This window comes from Methylobacterium sp. 37f, from assembly GCF_023093475.1.
Classification (GTDB): Bacteria; Pseudomonadota; Alphaproteobacteria; order Rhizobiales; family Beijerinckiaceae; genus Methylobacterium.
In genome coordinates this window covers 1-16,637 of record NZ_JAGHKN010000062.1, presented here as the reverse complement: position 1 = coordinate 16,637, position 16,637 = coordinate 1, and the positions used below count along the sequence as shown (strand labels likewise).

13 protein-coding genes and 2 pseudogenes are annotated in these 16,637 nt (G+C 62.8%); 4 read left to right on the top strand and 11 right to left on the bottom strand.

Features of this window, described 5'->3' with window-relative positions; genetic code table 11:
- Positions 1-235: 235 nt before the first annotated feature.
- Positions 236-394 (bottom strand): annotated as a pseudogene (locus tag J7U37_RS23855) (IS5/IS1182 family transposase); the annotation flags it as partial.
- Between the two features lie 61 nt (positions 395-455).
- Positions 456-1,535: pseudogene (locus J7U37_RS23850) on the bottom strand (IS256 family transposase).
- 212 nt (positions 1,536-1,747) lie between these two features.
- On the opposite strand from J7U37_RS23850, the gene J7U37_RS23845 reads away from it, so the two are divergent.
- Positions 1,748-3,130 carry a 3-deoxy-7-phosphoheptulonate synthase class II gene (locus tag J7U37_RS23845; RefSeq protein ID WP_247637344.1) on the top strand — a complete coding sequence of 461 codons (1,383 nt, stop codon included), beginning with the start codon at positions 1,748-1,750 and terminating at the stop codon, positions 3,128-3,130.
- 62 nt (positions 3,131-3,192) lie between these two features.
- On the opposite strand, the gene J7U37_RS23840 is transcribed toward J7U37_RS23845, so the two are convergent.
- Positions 3,193-4,254 carry an HD domain-containing phosphohydrolase gene (locus tag J7U37_RS23840; protein WP_247637343.1) on the bottom strand — a complete coding sequence of 354 codons (1,062 nt, stop codon included), beginning with the start codon at positions 4,252-4,254 and terminating at the stop codon, positions 3,193-3,195.
- 815 nt (positions 4,255-5,069) lie between these two features.
- Here J7U37_RS23840 and J7U37_RS23835 point away from each other — a divergent pair.
- From J7U37_RS23835 to J7U37_RS23825, 3 genes are read left to right on the top strand one after another with little or no spacing between them, the layout of a single operon-like run.
- Entirely contained in the window at positions 5,070-6,152 is a 1,083-nt protein-coding gene (locus J7U37_RS23835; protein WP_247637342.1) for a glycosyltransferase family 4 protein, read from the top strand.
- A 34-nt stretch (positions 6,153-6,186) separates the two neighbouring features.
- Entirely contained in the window at positions 6,187-7,257 is a 1,071-nt protein-coding gene (locus tag J7U37_RS23830; protein WP_338011509.1) for a glycosyltransferase, read from the top strand.
- On the top strand, positions 7,254-8,315 hold the full coding sequence (locus J7U37_RS23825) for a glycosyltransferase (RefSeq protein WP_247637341.1): 1,062 nt from the start codon (positions 7,254-7,256) through the stop codon (positions 8,313-8,315). The genes J7U37_RS23830 and J7U37_RS23825 overlap by 4 nt, the downstream gene beginning before the upstream one ends.
- Positions 8,316-8,331: 16 nt before the next feature.
- Here the strand turns inward: J7U37_RS23825 and J7U37_RS23820 are convergent, their stop codons facing one another.
- The 8 genes from J7U37_RS23820 to J7U37_RS23785 form a co-directional block, all read right to left on the bottom strand.
- The gene (locus J7U37_RS23820) at positions 8,332-9,183 is read right to left on the bottom strand and encodes a galactosyltransferase-related protein (protein WP_247637345.1); all 852 of its coding nucleotides are present in this window, start codon (positions 9,181-9,183) and stop codon (positions 8,332-8,334) included.
- Positions 9,183-9,929, bottom strand: coding sequence for a PIG-L deacetylase family protein (locus tag J7U37_RS23815; protein ID WP_247637340.1), 747 nt, complete (start codon positions 9,927-9,929; stop codon positions 9,183-9,185). Before J7U37_RS23815 ends, J7U37_RS23820 begins: the two co-directional genes overlap by 1 nt.
- Before the next feature lie 88 nt (positions 9,930-10,017).
- Entirely contained in the window at positions 10,018-10,911 is an 894-nt protein-coding gene (locus J7U37_RS23810) for a polysaccharide deacetylase family protein (protein ID WP_247637339.1), read from the bottom strand.
- A gap of 17 nt (positions 10,912-10,928) precedes the next feature.
- Positions 10,929-12,422 (bottom strand): amidase, encoded by a 1,494-nt coding sequence (locus J7U37_RS23805; protein ID WP_082503738.1) that lies wholly within the window; start codon positions 12,420-12,422, stop codon positions 10,929-10,931.
- 39 nt (positions 12,423-12,461) lie between these two features.
- Complete coding sequence (locus J7U37_RS23800; RefSeq protein ID WP_056186731.1) at positions 12,462-13,481, bottom strand: ABC transporter ATP-binding protein; 1,020 nt, start codon at positions 13,479-13,481, stop codon at positions 12,462-12,464.
- An 11-nt stretch (positions 13,482-13,492) separates the two neighbouring features.
- Positions 13,493-14,476: an ABC transporter ATP-binding protein gene (locus J7U37_RS23795; RefSeq protein ID WP_247637338.1), complete on the bottom strand. Its 984-nt coding sequence runs from the start codon at positions 14,474-14,476 to the stop codon at positions 13,493-13,495.
- Positions 14,477-14,486: 10 nt separating this feature from the next.
- Positions 14,487-15,410 (bottom strand): ABC transporter permease, encoded by a 924-nt coding sequence (locus tag J7U37_RS23790; protein ID WP_056186705.1) that lies wholly within the window; start codon positions 15,408-15,410, stop codon positions 14,487-14,489.
- Between the two features lie 47 nt (positions 15,411-15,457).
- Positions 15,458-16,438 carry an ABC transporter permease gene (locus tag J7U37_RS23785; protein ID WP_056186703.1) on the bottom strand — a complete coding sequence of 327 codons (981 nt, stop codon included), beginning with the start codon at positions 16,436-16,438 and terminating at the stop codon, positions 15,458-15,460.
- Positions 16,439-16,637: the final 199 nt, after the last annotated feature.

Sequence of the window (16,637 nt, the reverse complement as noted above, 5' to 3'; positions counted from 1 at the left end):
GGACAGACGCCCAGCGCAGCGGTGGTCCGGGCAAGAAGCAACAGTCCGGACGGATCGAGCGTCAGTTCATCGACGTGCAACCCATCGGGCATTGTCGGTAGAGACGGGTTCGAGATCAGCATCCGACACCTCCTCGGTCATGGTGAGGATCAACGCTCAAGAGCCAAATCTGACTCCGTCAGCACCAAAAGTGCGGATGAACCAATGTTCAACGCTGTTTGACACCGTCCGCGTTTGCGGGCCGTGCCTTGGCTCGTTTCAGGGTCCAGCGAGCACCGCGATCCTTTCGTGCGGGCTTCTTCGGTCTTGCCGCCCACGCCTCCGGGATCCTGCCTTCCTTCGGAGCCGCCTTCTCGGCATCGGTGTTGCGCTGACGCGGAGCCGCGATGATCGTGTCCCTTGGCGTGGTGTGGCTCGGTGAGGGCTACCACGAGGACCGGCTTGGGCGGGGAGGATCAAGCGGCCAGGGTCGGCAGGCTGACGAGGGGATCATCGCCGATCGGGGCGACGCTTTCCAGGGTGATGGAGCGGGAGCGCTGGACGGCCCCTTCGTCGTTTTGTTCGAGCAGGATCGCGCCGACGAGACGTGTGATGGCAGCCTCGTTGGGAAGATGCCCACGACCTCGGTCCGGCGTTTGATCTCGCCGTTCAGGCGTTCGAGGGGGTTTGTGGAGTGGAGGCGTGACCCGATGAGCGGCCGGGAAGCCCGTCGGCCAGCACGTCGGGCTCGGCCGTGTCCATCAGGGTCGCGAGCTTGGGCACCTTGGGGCGGAGCTGATCGGTGACCCGCCGCCATTGCAGACGGGCCGCCTCGGCGTCGTGCCTCGAGCGAACGCGGTGGCGATGAAGGCTGAGACGACGCGGCGACCCGAGCGGCCGGCATGGGCGAGAACATTCCTCATGAAGTGGACCCGGCAGCGTTGCTAGGTTGCGTTCGACGGGTCGACGTCCATGCCGAGGACTTCCCGGCGACCGTCAGTGTTCACGCCGACCGCCACGATGACGGCCACCGAGACGATCCGGCCGTCCTGGCGCACCTTCACGTAGGTCGCAGCGATCCAGAGATACGGCCACTCGCCTTCGATGGGCCGGTCGAGGAACGCGCCCACCCGCTCGTCGATCTCCTGGCACAGGCGCGAGACCTGGCTCTTCGAGACACCGGTACCACCCATGGCCTGGACGAGGTCGTCGAACGAGCGGGTCGAGACACCCTGGATGTGGGCCTCCTGGATCACCGCGATCAGCGCCTTCTCGGCCATCCGGCGCGGCTCCAGGAAACCGGGGAAGCACGAGCCCTTCCTGAGCTTCGGGATGCGCAGCTCGACCGTGCCGGCCCGCGTCTGCCAGTCCCGGTCGCGATAGCCGTTGCGCTCGACCAGACGGTCGGCGCTCTTCTCGCCGTGGGCCGCCCCTGTCAGGCCGCCCACCTCCAGTTCCATCAGGCGCTCGGCCGCAAAGCCGATCATCTCGCGCAACAAATCCGCGTCGGCGCTCTTCTCCAGGAGGCTGCGCAGGGCCATCATCGCGTCGGTCATCGGGGATCTCTCGGGTGCGGGGTTGGTGCTCGCAACCCGACCCTACCCGGCAATCGCCGATGACCACCCGCCAGCTACACCACCGCCTGGGACACGACCTCTTCTGCGTCCCATCCCTCTCTCGCCACCATGGAAGAACCGCTTTATAAGCCGCGCTTTATGCGGGGTTTGTTGCCACGCGGAGCCGACCGAGAGGCGGAACGGAGACGACAATGGCTGAGCCTTGGACACCGAAGACCTGGCGAAATCTGCCGATCCAGCAGGTTCCCGCTTATCCGGACGCCGCTGCCTTGCACTTGGTCGAATCGCAGCTCGCAAGTTTTCCTCCGCTCGTTTTTGCAGGGGAAGCTCGGAAGCTGAAAGCCGCCCTGGCGCGAGTCTCGTCAGGCGAGGCGTTCCTTCTTCAGGGCGGCGACTGTGCAGAAAGCTTCGACGAGCACTCCGCCGACAACATACGCGATTTCTTTCGCGTATTCCTTCAGATGGCTCTCGTGCTTACCTTCGCAGGCGGCTCTCCCGTGGTGAAGGTCGGTCGTATCGCTGGTCAGTTCGCAAAGCCTCGCTCTTCGCCTACCGAGACGATGGATGGCGTGACATTGCCGAGCTACCGCGGTGACATCGTCAATGGACTGACATTCACGGAAGAGGCACGCGTTCCCGATCCGCGCCGACAGCTTGAGGCGTACCGGCAATCCGCAGCGACCCTCAATCTTCTTCGGGCGTTTGCGACCGGCGGTTATGCAAACCTGGAGAACTCGCATCGTTGGATGCTCGGGTTTGTGAAAGATTCGCCGCAATCGTCACGATATGCTGATTGTGCAGAGCGGATGACTGAAACTCTAGACTTCATGCGAGCGATCGGCATCAACCCGGAAACACATCAGGAAGTTCGCACCACGGACTTCTATACAAGCCACGAGGCCCTCCTGTTGGGTTATGAAGAGGCTTTGACACGGATCGATTCTACCAGCGGGGACTGGTATGCCACGTCTGGTCACATGTTGTGGATCGGCGATCGCACGCGCCAGCCCGATCACGCCCATGTCGAGTATGCTCGCGGCGTCAGAAATCCGATCGGCTTGAAATGCGGGCCTTCAATGACCGCAGAAGGTCTGATAACGCTGATTGATAAGCTCAATCGGTCGAATGAGGCGGGCCGTCTTACACTCATTTGCCGTTTCGGGGCCGAGAAGGTTGGTGAGCATTTACCGGGTTTGATCCGAGCAGTTGAGCGCGAGGGGCGCAGCGTAGTCTGGGTTTGCGATCCGATGCATGGCAACACGATCTCCGCCGGAGGCTACAAGACTCGTCCCTTCGAACGTGTGATGCAGGAGATCGAGAGTTTCTTCGGCGTCCATCGTGCCGAAGGTACAGTTGCTGGTGGCATCCACCTGGAGATGACCGGGAAGGATGTGACTGAATGCACCGGTGGCGCCCGGGCTCTGACGGCGGAAGGTCTACGCGATCGGTATCACACCTATTGTGATCCGCGGTTGAATGCCGAGCAGGCGTTGGAAGTCGCGTTCCTCACGGCGGAACTCGTAAAGCGCGAACGCGCGATGATTGAACGTCCACGCCTTGATGCTGCTGAATAGTAATTGTGGTAGAACAGGATTGACCAGTCCTAATTAGGCTGGTCGATCCTGTTTTCTTGGGATTAATTGGTATCTCGAAGCATTGCATCGGCGAAATGATGCACAAGGCTGGCCTCTAGCTTTCCTGTCATGCTGGTCAGCATAGAAATTGCTTCGCGCGCTGGCATCGGCTCTTTATAAGACCTTCTCTCGGTCAGTGCCGAGTAGATGTCGCAGATCGTCAATAATCTGACTGTATCGCTGATCTCGTTGGCGATCAGACCATCTGGATAGCCAGAGCCATCGAGCATTTCATGATGGTGGCGCACTGCACCTAGGGTCACGGCATCACATCCGCTCTTACAAAGGATATCATAGCCGATGACTGGATGAAGACGCATGATTGCGACTTCGTCGGCGTCTAGACGGCTGGGCTTGTTGAGAATCCCGAGAGGGATTTGCGCCTTACCGACGTCGTGCAGCAGTGCCGCTCGGATGAAATGTTCGCGATCTTTAGCTCCAAAACCGAGATGCAAGACGAATTGTGCAGCCACGCCGGCGACGAGGAGGCAATGTTGATAGGTCGCATCGTCGTGTGTCCACACAGTCTCTAACCACCGGGTCAACCCGTTTTCTTTCACGGCCGCAAGAATTGGATCAAGGCCTGCATCGACCTGGGCGAGCGAGATTGGTCCACCGGTCCGGACTCCTTCGAAAAGGTCGGTCAGAACTTCCCGCGCGCGCGATACATTTTTGATAATGGGCTGAGTGAGGACGTCGGTCTCCCTCTCTGTGATTTCCGCGAGAAGAGCTTGAGCAACAATATGCGGAGCGGTGTAAGCTGGGAAGCAAATAGTAGCGCCGAGGTCTCGTGCTTGACGGAGATCTTGATCTGTTGTCGACCGCAACAAACAAACAACCGGTAGCGCGCTATCACCCTTCCGGCGTAGAAAGGCCCGGAGTCGATTTGCCGCCTCGCGCCGACTCAGTGTCATGTCCGAGACAATGGCGCGGGGCGCCACATCGAAAGGCTGCTCCTGACCACTGCTCAAGACTTCGCAGCGTCCAATCGTTTTGATCAGTGTCTCTAAAGCAACGCTACGGTCTGGCCGGTCGGTAAGTAGATAGATGGCCGCGTCCACCATGGCGTCCTGATTTCCTAACTCAACTCTCAATTTCTAAATTGCTCAGCGATCCAAGACGACCTGCAAAAAAACCGTATTAAATCAGCTAAGCTCAATTTCAAAACGACGGAAAATGGATGTGGTAAATTATAATGGAGAAAGTATATTTTATACTAGTGAATGTTAATTCATGAAGTATGGCAGGGGCCTCCGTCGAAGATCGTATCCAGCGGATAAACTAGAATCGTTTTCAGACTGTGAATCTTTTTGCATACGCCGACACAGGAAACGATATTCCAATCAATCTGGCAACCTGAAATGCGGCAATAGAAAGTTGTCGATCAGTAGATATAAAAAAATTTCATCGAGAAAAATAAATGTATATTATACCCATAGTAAAAAACTATATGGTTTTTATACTCAGCTTGTGAGATTAAATTATTTAATTATTCAATCGATAAGCCTTATATGATTCATGATATATTGAAAATAAAGTGGTAATTTTAGTGAATCCTATTCACATCTCAATAATACATAGTAAATGCTGATTTTATATCAATAAATAATATATAAAAAAATGTTTATATTGGTCAAAGCGTATTAAATACAGTGCGGCGAATTATTTGCCGTGTGGTCATATCTCCGCCGGGCAATCGGCCGCCCACCAAATTTCAGCGGTGGTCCACCACATACAGATCTTGCTTTTTGTTCACGTTACGTTGTGGTTCGGCATGGCCTAGTACGCCTCGCCGACATCCAAGTGATGCGCAAAAACCATGGTGCGGGTGAAGTTTCATTCTCACACGTCAATTCCTCGAACATCGCGTCCGCATCCTGTGAAGATCGCCATCATTGCGCATCTCAAGTTTCCGATCGCCCAACCATTTTCGGGAGGGCTGGAAATGCACACACATTTACTCGCATCCGCGCTTCAAGCCCGAGGACATGCGGTCACGTTGTACGCATCGGAGGGGTCCGTCGGTAGCTTCGCCCTTGTTCCGGTATGTGCGCCGACGGGTTGCGCGTTCGACGATGTCTCGGAGGCTCGCGTCGATGCGACAGAGCACGCCGCTTACGTCCGGATCATGGATGCGGTCGCCGTGGAGGGCTTCGACCTCGTGCATAATAACAGCCTGCACTTCTTACCGCTTTTGCGAGCTGGCGAACTCCCGTGCCCCATGGTGACAGCCCTCCATACCCCTCCGTTCGAACCATTTGTTCGGGGTGTACGGGCGCGGGCGCGAGACATGGCGTTTGCTGCGGTTTCGCCCTCGCTTGCGCGGGAGTGGTACGATATCATCAGTGAGCCGCATGTCATCGGAAATGGTATTGATCTCAGCGCCTTCGCCTACTCCGGGCGCCCTTCGGGCGAGCCACACGCGATCTGGATGGGGAGGCTCGTTCCCGAGAAGGGAACGCACCTAGCGATCGACGCTGCTCGAATTGCAGAGCTGCCGCTGAAATTTGCTGGTCCACGCTCGAATCCGGCCTATTGGGATGCCGAAATAGCCCCCCGGCTCGGAGACGACGTCACTTATCTCGGTCACCTCGGACACGATGATCTCGCACGTTGCGTAGGAGAGGCCCACGTCGCTTTGTGTACGCCTCGTTGGGAAGAACCTTTCGGGCTCGTGCTAGCTGAATTTCTCGCGTGCGGAACGCCGGTTGCAGCGTTCCGTCGTGGTGCAATTCCAGACATCCTGGATTCCTCGTGTGGGGTGCTGGCTGCTGCGGATGATGTTGCAGATCTCGGCTTTGCCGTGACGCAAGCGATACAGCTTTCGCGTACCGACTGCCGCCGCCGAGCGGAGCAATTGTTCGATGCCGAGACGATGACCGATCGCTACGAGGGCCTTTATAGAAGCGAGCTTGGACGGATTCCGAAGGCCACGATCGCTGCCCGTGTCAGCAATGGCTGAGCTTGGCACCTCTTTGGCACGAGCTGTCGTGTGCGTGCCCGCTCGCAACGAGGCCGATACATTGCCGCGCCTTTTGCGATCCCTTGATCGACAGAAGGGTGTCTATGATGGCGCACGCCTGCGTGTCGTCGTCGTGGCTAATAATTGTACCGACACCACCGTCGAGACTTTAAAGGCTCTGTCCGCGCGCTCTGAGCTTGTTCGCATCGAGTTGCGGGTTCTTGAGGTTACCATCCCATCGGAACAAGCACACGTAGGCACTGCGCGTCGTCGAGCTCTCGATGCTGGTGTGGACTGGTTGGACCGGGACGGTGTCAAGAACGGTGTTCTTCTAAGTACCGATGCTGACGCGATCGCGCCGGAAAACTGGGTGATTTCCAACCTGCGAGCGCTGCAGACAGCGGAACTCGTGGGCGGCCGTCTGGTAATTAATAGCGACTTTGCAACCGAAGACCCGCGTCTGAATCAAATCCATGCGAAGATTGAGCGATATTGGTATGCTGTTCGCCAACTCGAAGAGGTCCTTGATCCACCGTTTCACGATCCAGCACCCCGGCACGGTGATCATGTCGCTGCGAGCCTGAGCTTAGGTGCGGATTTATATCGTCGGGTTGGAGGCATGCCGACGCTTCCCTGCGGCGAGGACAACGCTTTGGTCTCGCGGGTGCGCTGGTTTGGCGGCCGGGTTCGGCATTGCCCAGACGTCTGGATTTCGGTCTCCGATCGCGGCGTTGGGCGTGTGATCGGTGGAATGGCCACAGAGATGATACGCCGCTCGCGTGTTGCCGACGGCCGTGAAGCCTATCTTCTGCCGGATGCAAACCATTGGCGAACCTTGATTCAGAGACGCCAGAAGTTAGCTCAATGCTTCGATGATCCTGTCCGCATGGTCCCAGCCTTGAAAGCGTTCGGGCTCTCTCAGGACGATGTCGCATCTCTCGATCTCGTAGAATGTCCCAACGCGATTGCGCTTGTGGAACGGGTCGAAGCCGCGATTGGGGAGGGAATTCCCCCAGCGGTTCCAGTGCCTCTGGAATTAGCGCTCGCAAACCTCGAGGAAATGCTGGCCGAACTTCGATCATTGTCCGACCCGCGAATGTCATGAGCAGGAGACCAATCGGTTATTATGTTCATCATCAGGGCGCTGGCCACTGGCAGCGTGCATGTCTGATCGCAAGCGCGCTTGACCGTCCTGTGACATTGATCGGAACGTTTGCCACGAATGACACAGAGGCCGCGCCTGTTCCCGTCCTCGATTTGCCGGACGATCGCGTTGGCGTGTCCTTTGACGGGCAAGACGGAGCAGATACCCGTCCCCTAGGTCTGCACTATGCACCTGTCTGTGCTGACAATGTCCGGACGCGAATGGGTCAGTTCGCTACGTGGGTTGCTGAGGCCAATCCAGCCCTGATCGTCATTGACGTCTCAGTTGAAATCACCCTGTTCGCCCGCCTGATGTCTGTCCCGACATTGGCGGTTCGCCTAGCCGGAACGCGCAGCGATATGCCCCATCTGGAGGCTTTTCGCGCTGCCGATCGATTGCTGGCGTTTTTTCCGGTGGAACTCGACTCGCCTACAACACCTGACTGGGTTCGTGCGAAAACATTTTACACCGGCCTGCTCACATCGGAGAGGCCCACAACGCCAGTTGCAAACGAAGATGGTTCGATCTTGGTCATCTATGGGCGCGGTGGCGCTGCCGGTAGCCTGAGAGATCTGGCGGCCGCAGCTCGAGCGGTACCCTATCGTCCATGGCATGTGCTTGGGCCGACAAGTGGAAGCGCATCGGATTTGCCACCGAATCTCCACCATCACGGATGGGTTGCCGATCCGACTCCATTCATAGAGCGGGCCACTCTGGTCGTCGGCGGTGGTGGCGACGGCGTGGTCTCCGCCGTCGCTGCAGCGGCCAAGCGCTTCATCTGCCTTCCCGAACCCCGACCTTTTGATGAGCAATTCGAGAAGTCTCTCGCGCTGTCAGACATGGGGGCAGCCATCCATTGTCCGATGTGGCCCAGCCCCGAAGCATGGCCGGAACTCGTCAGGGCGGGCCTCGACCTGAATCCAGCCGTGATCGGTGGACTTGCACGACCGGGCGCGATCTCGCGGACTGCTGGCTTCATCATGGAAGCGGCTGAGCGAGCCGACAAGAGGCGCCGTTAGGCCGAGGATCGCTGATTCAGAAAGGCTGGTCTGACGGAACACGCGCAGCGACGATCTCGTCCGCTGTTGGCAGGCGCAGGACTGTGATGGCATTACGCCAATCGGGGTTAATCAGGCCGCGGCGTGCGAAGCTATCGAGCCAGCCATCCATCGGCCAGAGCCCGTGCCGCGCTTGGAAGCGCGACGCGTTGCGGATAATGTCGGCAAAATACTGGAGGGGTGGATCGCAGGCGCCGTGGTGCTGGTGAAAGGCTTGTCCGCTGGCGCTGAACAGCACCGGGATACCCAGAGCATCGGCGCGAAAAGCAAGATCCGTATCTTCAGCGCCGTAGCCGTCGAAACCCTCGTCGAAGCCGTTCAGGCGATCGAAAGTGGCCGTCCGGACCCCAAAGGCGAGCGACCAGAACAATCCGGGATTGTCGCTGCGTGCCATTCCGTGGGCTGGAAAGTGTCGGACGGGATGAGGATGGCCCGCCGCCCGCAGTCCGACCTCGGTCCAGCCATCCATGACCGATCCAGCCGGTAAGTATCGGATTTCACAACAGATTAGGCCATCAGCCTCGCCCAGATCAGCGCTCAGCCGCGGGACGAGATCCGCCGAGGGGATGCAGTCGACGTCGAGGAAGATTAGGTTGCCGGTCGCAGCGGCCTGCCGTCCAGCATTGCGTGCCCGAGCCAGCGGCAGGCCTGGGCTGTTCAAGACGATGCGGCGAATTGGGAAGCCGTAATCAGGCAGGGGCGGGGGCTCGGCGCCCATTTCGACGACAATGCAGGCCTCAGGGTGAGGGCCCCGGGCAACGCCTTCGAGAAGGCGGGCGAGATGGGCGTCGCGACCCTTGTTCAGGGTGATGAGGGTGGTGCCGGCGATCACGGGGTGAGGCCGTCCATGGCGACAAAGATCTCGTAGGGACCAGTGAAACGCGCGATCATCTCGGGTTCGAGGCGAAACCCGGTGGGATCGTCGGCGATGAGATCGGTGGTTTGGGAGCGGTGAGCGCCGATTGCGGCCGTCTTGGCGGCGCGGTGGACTGTGACATCGACCCGGAAACCGGTCGGGCCGGGGCCGACCTCGGTTCCTTCGGGAAGGGTCCAACCCCATACAGGATAAGCGAAAATCCGAATCAGGCCGAGCGCTGGCCGGGCGAGGCGGACGAGGGCTGCGGAGGCCTGATGGTCGCAATGGGGATCGTGTCCCCAGGTGACGCAGACGGCGCCGGCATCGGCGTCGTGGGCGATCGCGGCGATCCGCTCGGCAGCGTCTTCTGCCACCGGACCGGTGCTTGGGACCCCGGCATCGGGCAGGCGCAGGAAGGTCACGGCTTCCGCTGGAACGCCCAGTATACCAGCTGCGTCGACCAACTCCGTTTCGCGGAGGTCACGCAGTTTTTCGGGGGAATACAGTGCCGAGTGCGTATGCGAGCCGCAGCCGTCGCTGACGATGACAATCCGCACGTCGCGTCCCCGAGCGCGAGCCTCGGCGATGATGCCACCGCAGCCGAGGCTCTCGTCGTCCGGATGGGGAGCCACCACGACGAGGCCCTTGCCGCCGATCAGAGCGTCAAGATCCGCAACCGGCAGGCGCTCGGCGGCGGCGAGGAAGGCATCGGCATGCATCGGGTGGCTCAAGGTCGGCGACAGCGTGAGCCGTCCCCTTAGCGGCGCCAGCCTGATCGGTGGCTGAACGGACCCATCAAGCGACTCTTCACAGGGCCGTTCCGCTGTCTTCGGAGAAGCCAGCGATGCCGCCGGCGGTGGTCAACCAGATCTCCTCGCGCCGCGCCGCGATATGGGCGAGCGCCCGGCGCAGGGGACGCAGACGGTGTGGCTGGCCGACGATATAGGGATGGAGCGCGATGCCCATGACGAGGGGGGCGGTGCGCGACTGCTCCAGCATCTCGTCGAAGGCCTCGACGAGGGCGTCGGCGAATTGCTGGCCGGTCTCCTTGCGCGCGACGATAGCGGGGATGTCGTTGAGTTCCTGGGGGTAGGGCACCGCCAGGATGCGGCCGCCGTTGCGGGTCGCGAACCAGGTCGGCTGATCGTCGTGGCACCAGTCGAGGAGGTAGCGGTAGCCGGCTTCCGCGAGGAGATCCGGGGTCAACCGGCTCTGCGAGATCCAGGGACCGAGCCAGCCCCTGGGGGCATGGCCTTCCTGAGCGGTGAGGATGGCGGTGGCCTCGGCGATGAGGGCGCGTTCGTCGGCCTCGACGCGGTCGCCCTGGCGCTCGGCATTGGTGCGGCCGTGGCCGACGATCTCGTCGCCGCGCGCCCGGAAGGCCTCGATCAGCCCGGGGCAATCGGCGTAGAGGCGACTGTTGACGAGGACGCTCGCCGGCATCCCGAGCCCATCGAGGGTGTCCTTGATGCGCCAAGCCCCGATGCGATTGCCCCAGTCGCGCCAGGCATAATTGAGCACGTCCGGCTGCGGACCGCCGGGCGCCAGTTCAGCGCCGAGGCCGCCTCCGAAATCGAACCCCTCCAGATTGAGGGCCAGGTAAACCGCCAGACGCTTGCCCCCCGGCCAGTCGTAGACCGGCCGGTTGGGCAGAGCGCTGTAGGCGTAGCGGCCGTGATGCGGCCGGGCGTTGTCGGTCATGGGGAATCTCGAACGGATCAGGAGAGGTCCAGCAGCGCAGGTCTGCGCATCGACACCCAGTTCGTGGCGGCGTCGTAGGCGGCCCCGAGCTGCAGGCAGGCACGCTCGCCGTTGTTGGGGCCGACGATCTGGATGCCTGAGGGGCGCCCGGCCGGGTCGAAGCCGGCCGGCACGTTGAGGGCCGGCAGGCCGCTCATGGTCACGGGAATCGTCACCTCCATCCAGCGATGGTAGGTGTCCATGGTCCGGCCGCCGACGGTCTTGGGCCAGCGTTCTTCGATGTCGAAGGGGAACACCTGGGCCGAGGGCATGAGGAGGAAGTCATAGCGCTCCTGGAATCGGCGCACGGCCTCGTACCAGGCGGTGCGGCCCTCCTGCGCGGCGGTGACCTGATCGGCGGAGAGCGCCAAGCCGCGCTCGACCTCCCAGACCGCCTCCGGCTTGAGCAAATCGCGATAGGCCGGCTCGTCGTAGAGGGGTCGCAGGTTGGAAGCGGTCATCCAGGCACGCAGGGTCAGCCAATCGCGCCAGACCTTGGCCATATCGAAGCGTGGGCGGTCCCACTCCACCTTGGCGCCAAGCGCCTCGAAGGCCGACAGCGCACTGCGGTCGAGGTCGAGCACGCCCGCTTCGAAGGGCAGGTAGCCGCCGAGATCGTCGAACCAGGCGATGCGGGCGCCGGTGAAGTCCCGCTTCAGATCGTCGGCGAAGATCGCGGGGTCCTGCGTATTCGAGTACGGCACCCGCGCGTCGTAGCCGGCCTGGACGGAAAGCAGCAGGCCGAGATCCGCGGGCGAGCGCCCAATTCCGCCCGAGACGCCGAGTCCCGCCGTGAAGGCGTCCTTGGTCTCGATCGGGATGCGGCCGTAGCCGGTGCGCAGGCCGAACAGGTTGTTGAAGGCGGGCGGGTTGCGCAGCGATCCGGCATGATCGCTGCCATCGGCGACCGGCTGCATGTGGAGCGCTACCGCCACCGCCGCGCCGCCGCTTGAGCCCCCCGAAGTCTTGGTCGGATCGTAGGCGTTGCGGGTGGCGCCGTAGACCGGGTTGAAGGTCTGCGAGCCAAGACCGAATTCCGGCATGTTGGTTCGGCCGGTGAAGATCGCGCCGGCCTTGCGCAGGCGCTTGACCATGATCGAATCCGCCGCCGCGATCCGGTCGCGGAAAATCGGCGACCCTTGCGTGAAGGGCAGGCCCTTCACCGCATCGATGTCCTTCACCGCGTGGGGAAACCCGTGCAGCGGCCCGAGGAATTCGCCGCGCGCGGCTTGCACGTCGCGCTCTTCGGCGGCGGCCATCAGGTCGGCCCGGTCGCGCAGGGCCACGATGGCGTTGACGGTCGGGTTCACCCGGTCGATCTGGTCGAGACAGGCGGACATGACCTCGACGCAGGAGATGCGCCGGGCGTGGATCGCGGCCGAGAGGTCGACGGCGCCGAGGCTGAGGATGTCGTGGTCCGAAGCCGTGAGAGCCGCCGTTTTGGCCACGGCGATCGATGGGTCTGTGCTCATGCTCTGGCTCTGGAACGCGCCCGCGCGAAAAACCGGCCGTCAGGCCGGCAACCGCCGCTCCTGAAAGGCGTGGCAGGCCACACCCTCGACCAGGGTCGGGACCTCGGTGCGGCAGCGCTCGTTTGCGAAGGGGCAGCGCGGGTTGAAGGCGCAGCCCGTCGGGGGGTCGATCGGGTTCGGGATCTCGCCGGAGACGGGGATGCGCTTGCGCCCGGTGAGGCCGATATCCGGCACCGAATCGAGCAGCATGCGCGTGTAGGGGTGTTTCGGAGCACGGAAGAGTTCCCGTCCGTCTGCGATCTCGACCACCCGCCCGAGATACATCACCCCGATCCGGTTCGCCATGTGGCGAACGACGGCGAGGTTATGGCTGATGAACAGATAGGTCAGCCCGAGGCGGTCCTGCAGGTCGCGCATCAGGTTGAGAATCTGAGCCTGGACCGAGACGTCCAGGGCCGAGGTCGGCTCGTCGCCCACCAGGAACTCGGCTTCCGAGGCGAGCGCCCGCGCGATGGCGATGCGCTGGCGCTGGCCGCCGGAGAACTCGTGCGGGTATTTGACCCCGTCGTCGGGGTGCAGGCCGACGAGGCCGAGGAGTTCGCCGACCCGGCGCCCGATGGCGACATCGCCCTGCAGGAGATTGAAGGCCCGGATCGGTTCGGCGATGATGTTCCGCACCCGCCAACGCGGGTTCATGGACGCGTAAGGGTCTTGGAAGATCATCTGGATTCGGCGGCGCAGCCGGCGCCGGGCGGCGGCCTCGCGCCGATCGGTCATCGACACGCCGGTGATCCGCACATCGCCGGCGCTCGGCGGCAGCAGGCCCACCACCATGCGGGCGACCGTCGATTTTCCCGAGCCCGACTCGCCGACGAGCGCGAAGGTCTCGCCGCGGCGAATGGCGAAGCTCACGCCGTCGACGGCGCGCAGGATCTGCCGGGGCTGACGCTCGATGACCCGGTTGAGCCAGGGGCGAGACACGTCGAAGGTGCGGCGCAGGCCTTCGATCACGACGTAAGGCGCATCGCCGGGGCGGGTGTCGGGCTGGGGCAGGGGCATGACGGGCGCGTTCATGCGGCGGAGGCCTCCGATCGGTCGTAGAGGTGGCAGGCCACCCGGTGCGCGCCAACCGGGATCGGATCGGGTCGCTCGACACGGCAGCGTCCGAAGACGGAGGGACAGCGCGGATTGAAGGCGCAGCCCGGCGGAATGTTGGAGAGGCGCGGCATCGATCCCGGGATCTGGGCGAGGCGGTCGGTGTCTTGAGACAGCGTCGGGATCGCCCCCATCAGGCCCTTGGCGTAGGGATGAAGCGGGTTCTGCACGACATCGCGGACGGGGCCGATTTCCGCGATGCGCCCGGAATACATCACCGCCACCCGGTCGGCGGCTTCCGCGATCACCCCCATGTCGTGGGTCACCAGCATCACGGCGGTGCCGCGCTCGCTGCCGAGGCGCTTCAGGAGCGCGATGATCTGGGCCTGGACCGAGACGTCGAGGGCCGTGGTCGGCTCGTCGGCGATGATCAATTCCGGCTCGGCGGCGAGCGCCAGGGCGATCACCACGCGCTGGCGCATGCCGCCGGAGAATTCGTGCGGGTAGCCGTCGATGCGCCGCTCCGGGGCCGGGATGCCGACCTCGGCCAGGAGATCGATGGCGCGCTGCCGGGCCGCCTTCTCGGAGAGGTCGGTATGGGTGCGGATCGTTTCCACGATCTGCCGGCCGACCCGATAGAGCGGATTGAGGCTGGTGAGGGGGTCTTGGAAGATCATGCCGATGCGCCGGCCCCGAATGCGCCGCATTGCCTCCGGCGACAGGTTGTCGATGCGTTCCCCCTTGAGCAGCACCTGACCGCCGACGATGCCGCCGGGCGGATCGATGAGACCGATGACGGCGGAGCCGGTGACCGACTTACCGGCGCCTGACTCGCCGACCACGCCGAGGATTTCACCCGGCGCAATGTCGAACGAGACGTCGTCGATGGCGGTGAGCGTGCCGCGCCGACCCGCGAAGGCGACGCGCAGGTTGCGAACCGAAAGGACGGGCTCTGTCATGGCGTTGCGATCATTGCAGCTTCGGGTTCAGGGCATCGCGCAACCAGTCGCCCAGCAGGTTGATCGCCAGGACGAGGCCGGCGAGCGCGAGGCCCGGGAAGGCGACGATCCACCACTCGCCGGAGAACAGAAAGCGGTTGCCGGTCCGGATCAGGGTGCCGAGGGACGGCATCGAGTCCGGCAGGCCGGTGCCGAGGAAGGACAGGGTCGCCTCGGTGATGATGGCGAGGGCGAGATTGATGGTGGCGATGACGAAGACCGGGCCGAGCACGTTTGGCAGGACATGCCGGACCATGATCACCGGCGAGGACAGGCCGATCAGGCGCCCGGCCTGGACATAGTCCTTGTTCTTCTCCACCAGCACGGAGGAGCGGACGGTGCGGGCGTACTGCACCCAGAACGACAGACCGATCGACAGCACGATCAGGCCGATGGCGGCATCGGTGTCCATCTGGCTTCCCAGCGCCGCCTTGGCGACGCCGTCGACCACCAGCGCGATGAGGATGGCCGGGAAGGTCAGCTGTACGTCGGCGATCCGCATGATCAGGGTGTCGACGAAGCCGCCGAAATAGCCCGCCACCAGTCCGAGCACGATGCCGAGGAATCCAGACACCACGACCCCGAGCAGCCCCACGATGAGGGAGAGCCGGAGGCCGTAGAACACCGCCGAAAGGACGTCCCGGCCCTGGTCGTCGGTACCGAGGGTGAAGGGCGCGACCCCGTCGGCGTACCAGAGCGGCGGCAGGTTCGAGTTGATCAACTCGAGTTCGGCCGGATCGTACGGATTCTGCGGCGAGATCCAGGGCGCCGCCACCGCCAGCACGACGAAGACCAGCGTGACCGCGAAGGCGCCCATCGCCAGCTTCGACCGGCGGAAGCTCGCATAGACGTCGGAATCGAGGAAGCGGGCCCAGGTGGAGCGCTTCGCCGGCATCGGCGGCGTGAGGGGAGCTTCCCGTGAGGTTTCCTGCACGGATACGCTCATGTGGCCCGTCCGGTGGAAAGGCGCAGGCGGGGATCGACGATGGTGTAGAGCACGTCCACCACAAGGTTGATGACGACGAAGATGGCGGCGACCAGCAGCAGGTAGGCCGCCATGATGGGGATATCGACGTTCTGCACGGCCTGGACGAAGAGCAGGCCCATGCCGGGCCACTGGAACACCGTCTCGGTGATGATCGAGAAGGCGATGACCGAGCCGAGTTGCAGGCCCGCGATGGTGATGACCGGCACCAGGGTGTTCTTCAGGGCATGGCCGAGATGGATCGAGCGGGTGGTGAGCCCCCGCGCCCGGGCGAAGCGGATGTAGTCCGTGCGCAGCACCTCCAGCATCTCGGCCCGCACCAGCCGCATGATCAGGGTCATCTGGAACAGCCCGAGGGTGACGGAGGGCAGGATCAGGGCGCGTAGCCCCGAGCCGGTGAGAAATCCGGTCGTCCACCACCCAAGGCGCACGGTGTCGCCGCGCCCGAACGAGGGCAGCCAGCCGAGGGTCACCGAAAACAGGAAGATCAGCAGGATGCCAATGAGGAAGGTCGGCAGGCTGATGCCGATCAGCGAGATGGCGAGGAAGACCTTGGCGAGCCACGTGTCCCGCCGAAGGGCGCAGTACACCCCCATCAGAATGCCGACGGTCAGGGCGAACAAAGTGGCGCAGAGGGCGAGTTCCAGGGTGGCGGGCATGCGTTCGGCCAGCAGCGCCGAGACCGGCTGGCGGAACTGGTATGAGGTGCCGAACTCGCCGCGCACGACGTTGCCGGCGTAGCGCAGGAACTGCACCGCCACCGGATCATCGAGCCCGAGATCCTTCCGGATGGCGACGCGCTCGGCATAGGGCGTGTCGACGCCGACGATCTGGTTCACCGGATCGCCCGCGAAGCGGAACATCGAGAAGGCGATCAGGCCCACCGCGAACAGCACCGCGATCGACTGGAGCAGGCGCTGGAGGATGAAGGCGATCATCGGTGGGTGCCTCGCGCGTCACCGAAAGGTTGATGTTCGTTCGCGTATGACCCGGACACACATTGATCCTCGACGCGGCCCTCTTCCCGAGCGGAACTCGGGCCTGCCCGAGATCCGTCGCGCTCGTGGGGAGGAGGTGGGGGTGGTTGGGCGACCCTCTGCCGACTGAGGCGAGCGGAGCCACCCCCACCCCTAGCCC